At 27.6% G+C, this 12,214-nt stretch carries 15 protein-coding genes; 10 read left to right on the plus strand and 5 right to left on the minus strand.

All coding sequences use genetic code 11. The features are described from left to right. Positions 1 to 84: 84 nt before the first annotated feature. From ABIN17_05810 to ABIN17_05855, 10 genes are read left to right on the plus strand one after another with little or no spacing between them, the layout of a single operon-like run. Positions 85 to 1,116 (plus strand): cytochrome c, encoded by a 1,032-nt coding sequence (locus tag ABIN17_05810; protein ID MEO0284570.1) that lies wholly within the window; start codon positions 85 to 87, stop codon positions 1,114 to 1,116. Next, positions 1,109 to 1,618 (plus strand): cytochrome c3 family protein, encoded by a 510-nt coding sequence (locus ABIN17_05815; GenBank protein MEO0284571.1) that lies wholly within the window; start codon positions 1,109 to 1,111, stop codon positions 1,616 to 1,618. Before ABIN17_05810 ends, ABIN17_05815 begins: the two co-directional genes overlap by 8 nt. A gap of 9 nt (positions 1,619 to 1,627) precedes the next feature. Continuing rightward, a complete protein-coding gene (locus ABIN17_05820; protein MEO0284572.1) occupies positions 1,628 to 4,414 on the plus strand; it encodes a 4Fe-4S dicluster domain-containing protein in 2,787 nt (928 codons plus the stop codon). Continuing rightward, the gene (nrfD, locus tag ABIN17_05825) at positions 4,398 to 5,705 is read left to right on the plus strand and encodes an NrfD/PsrC family molybdoenzyme membrane anchor subunit (GenBank protein MEO0284573.1); all 1,308 of its coding nucleotides are present in this window, start codon (positions 4,398 to 4,400) and stop codon (positions 5,703 to 5,705) included. The genes ABIN17_05820 and nrfD overlap by 17 nt, the downstream gene beginning before the upstream one ends. After that, complete coding sequence (locus ABIN17_05830; GenBank protein ID MEO0284574.1) at positions 5,689 to 6,099, plus strand: quinol:electron acceptor oxidoreductase subunit ActD; 411 nt, start codon at positions 5,689 to 5,691, stop codon at positions 6,097 to 6,099. The genes nrfD and ABIN17_05830 overlap by 17 nt, the downstream gene beginning before the upstream one ends. Further along, complete coding sequence (locus ABIN17_05835) at positions 6,096 to 6,914, plus strand: hypothetical protein (GenBank protein ID MEO0284575.1); 819 nt, start codon at positions 6,096 to 6,098, stop codon at positions 6,912 to 6,914. Before ABIN17_05830 ends, ABIN17_05835 begins: the two co-directional genes overlap by 4 nt. 52 nt (positions 6,915 to 6,966) lie before the next feature. Next, positions 6,967 to 7,659, plus strand: coding sequence for a MerR family transcriptional regulator (locus ABIN17_05840; GenBank protein MEO0284576.1), 693 nt, complete (start codon positions 6,967 to 6,969; stop codon positions 7,657 to 7,659). 8 nt (positions 7,660 to 7,667) lie between these two features. Further along, positions 7,668 to 7,883, plus strand: coding sequence for a CDGSH iron-sulfur domain-containing protein (locus ABIN17_05845; protein MEO0284577.1), 216 nt, complete (start codon positions 7,668 to 7,670; stop codon positions 7,881 to 7,883). Continuing rightward, positions 7,880 to 8,455, plus strand: coding sequence for a thioredoxin family protein (locus ABIN17_05850; protein MEO0284578.1), 576 nt, complete (start codon positions 7,880 to 7,882; stop codon positions 8,453 to 8,455). The genes ABIN17_05845 and ABIN17_05850 overlap by 4 nt, the downstream gene beginning before the upstream one ends. A gap of 35 nt (positions 8,456 to 8,490) precedes the next feature. After that, positions 8,491 to 8,883 (plus strand): DoxX family membrane protein, encoded by a 393-nt coding sequence (locus ABIN17_05855; GenBank protein ID MEO0284579.1) that lies wholly within the window; start codon positions 8,491 to 8,493, stop codon positions 8,881 to 8,883. A gap of 34 nt (positions 8,884 to 8,917) precedes the next feature. Here the strand turns inward: ABIN17_05855 and ABIN17_05860 are convergent, their stop codons facing one another. The 5 genes from ABIN17_05860 to ABIN17_05880 all read right to left on the minus strand — a co-directional run. Then, complete coding sequence (locus ABIN17_05860) at positions 8,918 to 9,406, minus strand: hypothetical protein (GenBank protein ID MEO0284580.1); 489 nt, start codon at positions 9,404 to 9,406, stop codon at positions 8,918 to 8,920. Between the two features lie 31 nt (positions 9,407 to 9,437). Continuing rightward, complete coding sequence (locus tag ABIN17_05865; GenBank protein ID MEO0284581.1) at positions 9,438 to 10,403, minus strand: OmpA family protein; 966 nt, start codon at positions 10,401 to 10,403, stop codon at positions 9,438 to 9,440. A 164-nt stretch (positions 10,404 to 10,567) separates the two neighbouring features. Then, the gene (locus tag ABIN17_05870) at positions 10,568 to 10,975 is read right to left on the minus strand and encodes a hypothetical protein (protein ID MEO0284582.1); all 408 of its coding nucleotides are present in this window, start codon (positions 10,973 to 10,975) and stop codon (positions 10,568 to 10,570) included. 284 nt (positions 10,976 to 11,259) lie between these two features. After that, entirely contained in the window at positions 11,260 to 11,634 is a 375-nt protein-coding gene (locus ABIN17_05875; GenBank protein ID MEO0284583.1) for a hypothetical protein, read from the minus strand. A 1-nt stretch (position 11,635) separates the two neighbouring features. Then, on the minus strand, positions 11,636 to 12,214 hold a 579-nt coding region (locus ABIN17_05880; protein ID MEO0284584.1), incomplete at its 5' end, for a hypothetical protein.

Here is a 12,214-nt window from a genome sequence, read left to right on the forward strand (position 1 = left end):
AAGGATAAATACCCTTCAAGTCGCCTCTTTAATACTATTTGAATTTTAGATTAATATTTTTTTAAAATTAAATTTAAAATTTCTATGAAATTAGAACTCCTTAATATTTTGGTTTATTCTCTTCCCTTGATTTATCTACTTGTTTTTTTATCATATTTTTTATTTATCTATTATATTTTTGATAAAAAAAGAATTTTTTTAAATACTTTTTTTGAACTCATTATTTTCTTTATACCTCTTTTGATATTAATAGTTATTCTTTATGTTTTAACTGGTTATAAAAATCCCTACTTTTCTTTTGCTTTTATATTTTACATATTTTCATACATTTCAATTAGCTTTAAAGTTCTTTATAACAGGAATTTTTCTTTTATTCTCTTTCTCTTTTCACTTTTTTTCTTTTCCTCTTCAATAACACTTTATCTTGATTCTGAGAAAATGCTTTTTGTTAAAAGTTTAGGAGATATACTTTATTCCTTTAATGTTTTCGCAAAATTTTTTTCTATTTTTATATTCTTATCTTTGCTTTATTCCTTTTTTAAAATTAAAAAGAAAATGTTTTACTTTTTCCTTTTTTTATCTCCTATTTTTTACTTCTGGGATACTATAACACTTCCGGATGTTTCCCTCATAAAACCTTATTTTTATCTTTCCATAATATTTTTGTTTTCCCTTTACTTACTTGTTTTAAATTTAAACAAACAAAATAATAAAATAAAATTTTTATTCATTTTTTTATTAACACTTCCCCTTTTTATTTCAAGAGATTTAGAAGTTTTTTATTTTGTTAATAAAGAAAAGTTTTTCCTTAAAAGTGAAGAGCTAAAAGCTTTGGAACCGGAAGAGAAGATAATAGAGAAAAAGGGTATAGAAGGAAAAAAAGTTTTTGATGATTTTTGCACTTCTTGCCACTCCTTTGAACAGAAAGTTGTAGGTCCTCCCTTTAAAGAAGTTTTACCAAAATATAAAAGAGACCTCGCAAAACTTAAGTCTTTTATAAAAAATCCTTCTAAAATTAATCCTCTCTATCCTCCTATGCCCAATCTTGGATTAAAAGATAAAGAAATAGATGCTGTTATTGAATATCTTATGGAGGAGTTAAAAAAATATGAGTAAATTTTTTCAAATTTTTTATGCTTTTTACCTTTTAATTTTTGCTATCATTTTTATTTTCTATATGAGTATTATTGAAAAAAGGGAAAATTCTCCTATACAGCCTATAAAATTCTCCCATAAAATTCATGCCTATAAACTTTCCCTTGATTGTGTTTTTTGTCATGAAAAGGTAGAAGAGTCAACTTTTACTCTACCTCCTCCTCTTAGCTTATGTATGACCTGTCACGAAAGTGTTAAAAAAGATTCTCCGGAGATTATTAAACTTACAACATACTATAATAAGGGAGAGGCTGTTCCCTGGGTAAAGGTTCATAAATTTAAAGATTGGGTTTATTTTTCTCACAAAAGACATATAAAAAAGGGAATAGATTGTACTTTCTGTCACGGTGAAATAAAGGCAATGGATGTTGTAAGAAAGGTAAGGTCAATGAGAATGGGTTTCTGTGTAAAGTGTCATGAGATAAATGGTGCTGAAAGAGATTGCAGTGTTTGCCATAAATAGGAGGAAAAAATGAAAAGAAGAGATTTTATTAAATTTCTTGGTTTAACATCTTTTTCCTTTTTTGCAAAATCATGCGGTTTAAAGGATACTTCTGAAAAATTAATTCCTTTTTTAATTCCCCCTGAGGAAGGTTTTATTCCAGGTGAACCGGTTTATAAGAAAACAGTATGTATGGAATGTCCTTATATGTGTCCAGTTGAGGCAAAACTTTATGATAAAGTTTATAAGGGAAAAAGAAAATTTTATCCTGTAAAATTTGAAGGTTTATCTTCTTTTCCCTTTACAGGTGGATCTCTATGTATAAGGGGTCAGGCTTCCTTGCAGAGAACTTTCAGTGAAAAGAGATTAAAGGATGTAATTTTAAAGGAAAAAGGAGGTTTTAAAAAATCTGATTGGTCTTCAGTTTATAATATTTTAACGGAAAATTTAAAAAATGGAAAAAATTACCTTTTAACAGGAAAGTTACAGAGTTCATTGAAGAATTTAACTGAGAGTTTCTGTAAAGAGTATAATTTTAAAAGAATTTATTTTGAATTTTTCAATTTTTCAAATATAAGGAAGGCTAATGAAATATGTTTTGGAATAAGGGATATACCTTTTTATCATTTTGATAAAGCTGATTTTCTCTTAACCTTTGGCACAAGTTTTCTTGAAGGTTTTTTGAATCCGTTAACTTTTTCTAAATTCTTTTCTGAAAGGAAATTTGAGTGGTACCATTTTGAACCCCATTTTTCCCTTACAGGAATGAATTCTGATAAAAGAATAATATTAAAACCTGAATCTGAAATTTTTATTATGATTTATCTTTTAAGAAAACTTATTGAGAGAAAAGGGGAGTTTAAGGAAATTTTAGAGTATTTACCTTCTTATGAACTTGATTTTGTTGCTGAAAATTCAGGTGTGGATAAAAATCTTTTGAAAGAAATTGAGGAAAAATCTTTGAATTTAAGATCCCTTATTGTAGCTGGTGATATATCTTCAATGACAGAGAATGGTTTTTATCTAAACATACTTGTGAATATTTTCAACTATTTAAAAGGAAATTATCCTGAGGTGATAGATTTTTATCATTCTTACGGGTTTGAAGATATTGATTTTTCTGAGGATATAGAAAGAGAAATTGATAAGGCTTCTGGCGAGGAAAATAATATACTTTTTGTAAACAATATTAATATTTTTAAATTTCTGAGAAAAGAAAAGTTAGAGAAATTCTTAAAAAGTTTTAAAATTAAAGTTTTATTTTCAGATACATATATTGATAATATTGATAAGTTTGATATTATTCTTCCCCTTTCAACTTCTCCAGAATTTAGCGGTTTTTCTGAAACTTTTAAAAACTTTTTTGTTATTCAGGAAAAGTTAATGGAAAAAATTTATGATACAAAATCTTTTGGTGATGTAATATTCGACCTTCTAAAAATTGATAATAAAATAGAAGCATTAAATTTTGAAAGTTATATTGAAAAGGAACTCAATAATATATTAGGTGAAAGAAAAAGGGAAATTTTTGAAAAGGGTTATGTTGTTTTAGATAAGGTTTTGAGTTTTGAATTTAAAAAGGATAATGTATTAAAAGAAATTAAAAACTTTAATATAAAAGAAATTTCTTTTAAAAACACTTTAATAGTGGTGCCTTCTTTAAGATTTTACGATGGAAGATCTTCTTCAATTATGCTTTTAAATGAGATTCCTGATCCTTTAAGCACAATTTCTTATAGGAAATTTCTTTATGTTTCAGAAGATTTTGCAAATAAAAGAAGTTTAAAAAATGGTGATGAGGTTTCTCTAAGTTATGAAGGAAAAGAATTAAAATTACCTATTTTTATAACAAAGTTTTTAAAAGAAAGTGTCTTTGTTCTTGATATTAATTTTTATGATGGTTCTTTCAGTGTAAAAGAGAATACAAAGGATTTTATTGTTTATTTTAATTTAGAGAGTATAGAAAAAACAGGAAGAAGGGAAAATTTACCAATACTTTCAGGTTCATTTTTAGATTATGGAAGAATTTTGAAACATGATGTTAAAGAACATGATGATATTAAGAAAAAATCTGAATATTTGAAAAGTATATATGGTGAGCATGAGCACCTTAAATACAGATGGGCTATGGTTATAGACCTTGATAAATGTACAGGGTGTTCTGCATGTGTGGCAGCTTGTTTTGTAGAAAATAATATCCCCTGTACAGGTTATGAGGAGCATTTAAAGGGAAGAGAAATGTCATGGATAAGGATAGAACCCTATATAAACAATGATAAATTTGAATTTGTTCCCATGTTATGTCAGCATTGTGATTATGCACCCTGTGAGCCTGTTTGTCCTGTTTCTGCTACCTATCATAATCCAGAAGGTTTAAATGTTCAGGTTTATAACAGGTGTGTTGGGACAAGATATTGTTCTAATAACTGTCCTTACAAGGTTAGAAGGTTTAACTGGTTTGACTGGTCAGATAAAAAAAGTGCTCCTTATTTGTATTTTACAGAGGAATTAAAGTTAATGACAAATCCTGAAGTTTCTATAAGACCAAAGGGAGTTATGGAAAAATGTTCTTTTTGTATTCAGAGAATAAGGAAAGCAAAGGATAGGGCGAAAGATGAGGGTAGAGATGTAAAAGATGGTGAAGTTATTCCAGCCTGTATGCAAACTTGTCCGACAAAGGCAATAATTTTTGGTAACTTAAAAGATCAAAATTCAGAAGTTTATAAAAAATCAAAGGAAAAAAGTTTCAGGATTTTAGAAGAACTTGGAGTTGAACCCTCGGTATATTATATAAAAAATAATGAAAGAAAAATTTGAAAAAATAGAAAGGGATATTCTATCAATTTTGTGGAAAGTTGATAAATTTTATATTTTTTGCTTAACTGTTTCACTTCTTATGCTCCTTACAGGTGCTTTGAGTTGGAGTTATCAGATTATAAGAGGTATTGGAGTTTCTGGAAAAACAAATCCTGTTGGATGGAAGGTTTATATTACAAATTTTGTCTTTTGGGTAGGAATTGCACATTCAGGAACACTTATTTCAGCGGTATTATTTCTATTAAGGGCAAAATTTCGCTCAAGATTTAATCGCTCAGCAGAAGCAATGACAGTTTTTGCAATAATGGTAGCTGGTTTATTCCCATTAATACATCTTGGAAGAGTCTGGAAATTTTACTGGCTTTTGCCTTATCCAAATCAAAGGCACTTATGGGTTAATTTTAAATCTCCTCTTATATGGGATGTTTTTGCTGTTAGCACATATTTAACTGTTAGTTTAATTTTTTTCTATGTTGGAATGATACCGGATCTTGCCATTGCAGCGAGGTATTATAAGGATAAAGTAAGGAATCTGTTTTATAAAATTCTTTCTATTGGTTTTAAGGGAACAAAAAGAGAGTGGGAGAATTATAATCAGCTTTATTTGTACTTGGCTGCTTTTGCAACTCCCCTTGTTGTTTCTGTTCATTCTGTAGTTTCATGGGATTTTGCAATGAGTATTTTACCGGGATGGCATACAACAATTTTTGCACCCTATTTTGTTGCAGGAGCAATTTTTTCTGGTTCTGCAATGGTAATTACCTTAACAGTTCCTTTAAGAAAAATTTTAAAACTTGAAAATTATATAAGGGAAGAGCATTTTGATGACCTTTCAAAAATTCTTTTATTTACTTCCCTTATAGTAACATATTCTTACATTTTAGAATTTTATTTAGCCTTTTACGGGGAAAATCCCTTTGAAAAAGAACTTTTTAGATTCAGAGCTTTAGGTGGCGCAAAAATTTTCTTTTTTATAATGATTCTATGTAATTCTGTAATACCCCTTACTCTTTTTGTAAGTAAATTAAGAAGGAATATACCTTATCTTTTTGTTTTATCAATATTTGTAAATATCGGAATGTGGTATGAAAGGTTTGTAATTGTAACTTCGTCTTTATCAAGGGATTATAATCCCTATGCCTGGGGTAGTTATGCACCCAGTTTAATTGAAATAGGAATAACTATTGGAAGTTTTGGATTATTTTTTACCCTGTATTTAATTTTTATAAAAATTTTCCCATTTCTTTCAATAACAGAAATAAAGGAGGAGGAAAATGAGAATCACCTTTGATAGTGAAAAAGAATTTTTAGAAAAATACAGGGAACTGATAGAAAGAGGGATAAGAAGAGAAAAAATTAAGACTTTTACTCCCTGCCCTGTGAAAAATTTTCACGATAGAGATAAGGGTGTTGTGAAATATTTTACACTTATTGGTTCAATTACAGGATTTCTTATGGGTATTTTTTTAACAACAATATCATCTCTTGAATGGAATGAAATACTTGGAGGTAAAAAACCCCTTTCAATACCTGCATTTATAATTATTTACTATGAACTTGTAATTCTTTTTGGTGCTGTTTTTTCCTTTATCGGTTTTTTAATTTTAAAAGGTTTAAACTTAAATAAGATTTTAAAGGGTGAAGAATTTAAAAATGAATATATAATTGAAATAGAGGAAAAATGAAGGTTTTATTTTTTTTAATTCTAACTATTTATTCTTTTCTTATACAGATTTTTTATGGACTTCCTGCACTGCAGGCAATATCCTTCCTTTCAAGGGGAGAATGGCTAAAAAAACTAAAGGGTGAACATTTAAAAGTGACAAAATTTTTAATATTCATGCCTTTTATAACTCTTCTTTTTATACCTTTTACAAAGTATTACCCCTGGATAGGTAAAAAGGGAATCTGGTTTAACCCTTATTTCTTTGTTATCAGAAATTTTTTACTCCTTCTAATTTCTTATTATTTTGCTTTAGTTTTTAAAAGAAAAATAAGAGGTCAGAATGCCCATTTATACCTTTTAAGCTTTGTAATAAGCCAATCCCTTTTTGCTTTTGATTTAATTTTATCTCTTGAATATCCCTTTTATTCTACTCTTTATGGTGCTTACTTTTTTATAGAAAGTGTTTATATTTCCCTGTGCCTGAATCATTTTTATGTAATTAAAATGGAAGATAAAGAAATTCTTTACAAAAATTCTTCAATGATATTTGGCTTTTCCCTGATGTGGGCTGGTTTATTATTTGCACAGTATCTTGTGATTTGGTACGGAAATTTACCTGAAGAAACCCATTTTCTTATTAGAAGAACCTCGGAGTTTCCTTTCAATTTTCTTTCTCCTCTTATAATTTTGTTCTCCTTTTTAATCCCATTTCTGACACTTGCACCTAAAAGCTCAAAGTTGAATAAAAAACTTTTAAGTTTCTTTTCCCTTTTAATAATACTCGGCCTTTTTATCGAAAGGGTAGTAATAATCTTCCCTGCAATTTTTAAATAAATTAAATTTAAATTTAACTTGAAATTTTATTTTTAAGAGGGTATAATAAAATATGAACTTAAATTCAGATTTAAATAAAAATTTAATGACAATAGGTGAGGTAATAGAGTATTTAAAAAAGTATTTTGATAAAGTTTCGGAGAGTAAGTTGAGGTATTATGAAAAAGAGGGTCTTATTCTTCCGAAGAGAACAAAGGGGGGGCACAGGTTATACTGTTTAGAAAGTGTTAAGATTTTGAGGCTTATTTTGGAGATGAGGGAGAAATACAGAATGAGTCTTCCTGAGGTTAAGTCTTTTCTTTCCCGTATTAAGAAGGATAAATCTTTGCTTTTACTTTTTGAAGAGATAGTTAAATATTCTGATCTAACTTTTGAAAGAGTTGACCTTTCTGAGCTTGAAAGGAAATATAAATTTTCAAAGGATCATATTAAGAAATTGGAAAAAATTGGTTTAATAGTTAAGTGTCCTAAGACTGGAAAATATTACGGAGAATCTTTGAAGTTGATAGATATTTTGAATTATTTAGCAAATAGTGGTGTAGATCTTGAAAAAATTTACAAAATAATTGAAAAAGTTAAAGAAATCTCAGAAATTGAATCTCAAATTTTTAGTGTTGTTAAAGAGAATGGGATAAAACTTTTTGAAGTAAAGGAAAAAATTTCCCGTTTAAAAGATATACTTTTTGTTTTATATTTAAAGAAATTTTTACTTGATAAGGGTTCAAATCCTTTAAAAAAGGAGTAAAGAGAATTATGAAAATAAATTCAAAGAAAAATGGTCCCAATGTTTTGATGTTTGATAAAGCGAAGAAAATAATAATTAAAAAAGGTGATAGTGTAGAGGAAAAGGAATTGCAGGTTATAGCTTTTTGCAGATGTGGTCACAGCAAAAATATGCCCTTCTGTGACGGAACACACAAGGAGGTAAATTTTAATGCTGATGAAGCTGAAGTTGAGATACAGGAATGATAGAGAAAGATCTTTTTGATAGGGGTTTATCTTTTGAAGATTATATTAAAAAAATGTCTGATTTAAAGGATATAACAGAGGAAATATATAGTAAATTGGTTATTAATGATGATATAAAAAAAGAGATAAGGAAAAGGATAGAAAAATATGGAACAATGAATGTTCTATGTGTAACAGAACCTTTTTGTGGAGATTCTGCCTGTAATTTACCTATAGTTAAGAAAATTTTTGAAGAAGAAAATGTAAATTTAAGGATATTTATAAGGTCTTTAAATTCTTATCTTGAAGAAAAGCTTTATTCAAGAGGTATTAAAAAAATACCGGTTTTTATTTTTTATGATTCAGAATTTAAGGAAATTTCTATATGGATAGAAAGGCCAAAAAAGGCTTATGAGTTAATAGATAAATGGAAAAGTGAACATCCTGAATATGAAAAACTTAAAAATTCTAAAGATAAGAGAGATAAGAATAATTTAAATAGAATTTACAGAGAGCTTGTTAATTATATGAAAGAAAATTATATTTCCTATCTGTGGAAAGAAACTGCTTTAGAAATTCTTAATTTAATTTAAGGGTTCAAATCCCTTTTTAAAAAAGGAGGAAAAATATGGAAATAGCCTTTTTAATAGGCAGAATTCTTTTTGGTTTATTCCATATTTTATTTGGTTTAAATCATTTTACTAAACTTTCAGCAATGGCTGCTTATGCTGGTTCAAAAGGTGTTCCTTTTCCAGTTGTTGCTGTTTTATTCACTGGTTTTTTGCTTTTGATTGGTGGTCTTTTTATACTTTTGGGAATTTATCCAAAGATTGGAATTTTAGCTCTTGTTATATTTTATATTCCAGTGACTTTAATGATGCATAATTTCTGGGCTGTAACTGATCCTATGGCAAAAACGATGGATATGATAAGTTTCTTTAAAAATATGATTATATTGGGTTCCAGTTTAATGTTTTTAATGATACCTGAGCCATGGAAATTTTCAATTTTTAAATTTTAGTATAAATTCTTCAATTTAGCTTTTATTGTATCAGTTAGAAGATTTCGCTCCATTTTTTTGCGAGTTCGTCTCTTCTTGGTTTATAGACAATTTCATAGAAGCTTCTCTGTGAAAGTAAGATTCCTTTTTCATAGGATTTACAGATATTTACTGCCTCTTCAAAAGCTTTTTCCCAGTTACCTTTGAATTTTCTTTCAATTTGTTTTTGAAATTCTTCTTCGGTAAGAATTTCCTTGCCAATTACATAATATTTTTTTCCTTCTTTTTCAATGCAGTATGCGTATTCATCACCGATTCTATCAATTTTAAATTCGCCTTCTAATTTTTCTTTAATTTTTTCAAGTTCTTTTTGGGTTATTTCTTTTCTGGGTTCTCTTATTTTATGTTTAAACCCCCTTTTTGCAGCAGCATAAAATATGGCTCTATTAAGTCCGAAGCTTTTTGCTTCATTTAGTGGTTTTCCGAGGCAGAAGGCTCTTGCTGCTTGAAGTGTTGCCATAACTTCAAATCTTCCTATTTTCATATATAATTATAAAAGATATCAAAATTATAATTTATTCTTCAACTAATTCAACTCTTCTATTTTTAGCTCTTCCTTCTTCAGTGTTATTTGATGCAACAGGGGAAAGAGGTCCGACTCCAAAAGGTTTTAGTCTTTCTTTTTCTATTCCGTATTTTTCAGTTAATTCTCTAACAACAGCTTCTGCTCTTTTTTTTGATAAATCCATATTATATTCAAGTTTTCCCACATTATCTGTATGTCCAACAACATATAGTTTTATTTCAGGGTGTTCTTTTAAAAATTTTGCGATTTCTTTTAGGGTAGGCTCAGATTCCGGTTTTATATCTGCTTTATTAAAATCAAAATATATTCCATAGATAGCAATATGCCCTTCACTCTTTATTCTTTCATATATATCTTTAGCTGTTATAAGTCCTTTTTCCATTTCCTTAAACTCAACAATTCCAAGGAATACCTTTGGTCCATCAAAACTTGGAAGAACACAGATTGATAATGCCAAATTTTTAGTTTTATTTTTTGCAGATAGATAAAAGAAATTATTTTCATCATCCTGTGTGGCGTATATATTCCAGAAATAAGGGTCAAGAAATTTTCTTATTCCAGCAATTTCCTTTCCTCTTGCAGAATAAAGTATATCAAAATTTGCTTTTTTAACTGCTTCTTCATAGTTTTTGAAAACTTCAAAGGGACTTCTTTCTTTTGGTGACTGGTACTGAATTTTTGTAACTTTACCTTCTATTTTTTCCTTTTTTGCCTTCTGTATATCAAAATCACTTGGAGATTTTAAAGGTCCGAGAAGTATATAAAACTCATCAAAATCTTTTACTTCATAATGATAGATAAAAGAACCAGGATATCTTGATATAACAGGATGATCTTTACTTCCTTTGATGTCTTCTTGAGCAAAAATATCATTTATGAAAAAAAATAAAATTAGGAAATAAAAAATTAAGATTTTTAAACTGGAACCTTTTACTATAATTGTTTTAAAGCTCATTTTTCATTCTAAAATAATTTCATTTAAAATTTCAATCAATCAAAATAGTTTTTATCAAATAGTATCCACTAATGTATTAAAGAAAAACTAAATGTACATAGTTATTAAATTCCTCCAAAATTCCTGCAATTGTAATAATTTTTTTTATAAATTAATAAATGATTTTACTCACTATTTTTGTTTCCCCTCTTACGAGTCAATAAATTTTTCAAAATATTTTCAATTATTTGAGCTGTCTTTTCGCTTTCATATTTTGATATAAAATCTTGCTTTTTATTATTTGATACAAATTTGAAATGAACTTCTTTTCTTTTTCTTTTAATATCAATATTTGTTATTTCCCTATATTTCCATACATGTTTTACTTCACTTCCTTTAAGTATAACTTTTATAGCATTTATAAAATTTTCAGCAGTTGGATTTTTAGATGTTAAGTCTATAACTTTTTTAATTTCTTCCTGCATCCTTTCCTCTGGTGAAGGTAAGAGTTTACTAAGAATAATAGCAGCTATTAACTCTAATGGTAATCTTAAAATTTTTTCCTCTGAACTCTCTTCAAGATATCCTTCCAAAATTTCAGAAATATAGGAAACCCTTGGGTAACCAGGCGTATTTGAAATTTCTTTTGTTTCTATATCTATAATATTAGAATCAGTTAAAAGTAAAATATGTCTTATATACCCGCCACCGAGAGTTTTCCAGCCAAAATTATATTTCCAACTATCAAGAAGAAATTCTGTATTCTCTTTATAGAATGGGTATTTTTCAATATCTAATGCATAGTTAAATGATTGAAAAAAAAAAGATTAAAACAAGAAAAGAATAATAAAACCTGTAATTCATTTTGTATTAATTTTTATTTTAGAATAATTTCATTTAAAATTTCAATCAATTTATCAAGATTTTCTTCTTTTGTGTCAAATCCAGGAATATATATAATTTTTTTATCTTTTAAAATAATTTCATAAATTATGCAATCAGGGTAATATCTTCCGAAGGTGCCTTCTTTTAGATTTCCTATAATTTCTTTAATTGTTTTTATTTTATTTTCTGGAATTTTTGATAAAATTTCAATATTTTTATTTTTATCTCTGTAAATCAACTCATTATTTATAAGGATAAATTCTTCATAGAATCCTATAAGTCCCCCCTTTTTATTCACCTGAATTAAAAAATTTTTTTTATGAAAACAAGAAGAAAATAAAAGTAAAATAAGAGTTAGATAGAACATTTTATAATCCAATTTTATTTTTACTTTCTATTATCTTGGGGAGTAATTCCTTAAATCTTTCTTTAGTTTTTAAAATCCATTCTTCAAAATGTTCCTTCATTTTTTCTTTTGTCCATCTGTTTTTATTTAAATCTTTTTCATCAAAATAGAAAGAGTTATTTCTTAAATAGCAGGGAGTTAAACAAAAAGGACATCTAAATTTTTCTCCCTTAATATGCTCAAAATTTTTATTATAATCTACAGGACATCTATCAGAAATGGTTGATTCGTAAGGTTTTTCTTGAAAATTTAAAATTTTATTTATTCCTTCATCAATTTTATATAAATTCTCGTCAAGTAAAACTTCTCCGGGTCCTGCACCGTATAACAAAAAACTATCGGTAACTTTATAACCGAGAGAAAGTAAAAATATATTCATAAAAGGAAGTTCAAACTGATCCCAGTCAATAGGAGACGCGACACCTATACTCATAGCAGGTTTTATTTCTAAATCTTTTATAACTTCGTAAATACACAAAAATCTATCAATAACCATTTTTAATTTCCCTGGAATTGTTAAAACATAAGTAGGAGCAATTAA

It is taken from the genome of candidate division WOR-3 bacterium (assembly GCA_039803925.1).
Classification (GTDB): Bacteria; Hydrothermota; Hydrothermia; order Hydrothermales; family JAJRUZ01; genus JBCNVI01.

What these genes read in the sequence shown, in the direction of transcription:
- ABIN17_05810 (MEO0284570.1), top strand. Translation starts at nt 85, where the DNA reads ATGAAATTAGAACTCCTTAATATTTTGGTTTATTCTCTTCCCTTGATT.
- ABIN17_05815 (MEO0284571.1), top strand. Translation starts at nt 1,109, where the DNA reads ATGAGTAAATTTTTTCAAATTTTTTATGCTTTTTACCTTTTAATTTTT.
- ABIN17_05820 (MEO0284572.1), top strand. Translation starts at nt 1,628, where the DNA reads ATGAAAAGAAGAGATTTTATTAAATTTCTTGGTTTAACATCTTTTTCC.
- nrfD (MEO0284573.1), top strand. Translation starts at nt 4,398, where the DNA reads ATGAAAGAAAAATTTGAAAAAATAGAAAGGGATATTCTATCAATTTTG.
- ABIN17_05830 (MEO0284574.1), top strand. Translation starts at nt 5,689, where the DNA reads ATGAGAATCACCTTTGATAGTGAAAAAGAATTTTTAGAAAAATACAGG.
- ABIN17_05835 (MEO0284575.1), top strand. Translation starts at nt 6,096, where the DNA reads ATGAAGGTTTTATTTTTTTTAATTCTAACTATTTATTCTTTTCTTATA.
- ABIN17_05840 (MEO0284576.1), top strand. Translation starts at nt 6,967, where the DNA reads ATGAACTTAAATTCAGATTTAAATAAAAATTTAATGACAATAGGTGAG.
- ABIN17_05845 (MEO0284577.1), top strand. Translation starts at nt 7,668, where the DNA reads ATGAAAATAAATTCAAAGAAAAATGGTCCCAATGTTTTGATGTTTGAT.
- ABIN17_05850 (MEO0284578.1), top strand. Translation starts at nt 7,880, where the DNA reads ATGATAGAGAAAGATCTTTTTGATAGGGGTTTATCTTTTGAAGATTAT.
- ABIN17_05855 (MEO0284579.1), top strand. Translation starts at nt 8,491, where the DNA reads ATGGAAATAGCCTTTTTAATAGGCAGAATTCTTTTTGGTTTATTCCAT.
- ABIN17_05860 (MEO0284580.1), bottom strand. Translation starts at nt 9,406, where the DNA reads ATGAAAATAGGAAGATTTGAAGTTATGGCAACACTTCAAGCAGCAAGA.
- ABIN17_05865 (MEO0284581.1), bottom strand. Translation starts at nt 10,403, where the DNA reads ATGAGCTTTAAAACAATTATAGTAAAAGGTTCCAGTTTAAAAATCTTA.
- ABIN17_05875 (MEO0284583.1), bottom strand. Translation starts at nt 11,634, where the DNA reads ATGTTCTATCTAACTCTTATTTTACTTTTATTTTCTTCTTGTTTTCAT.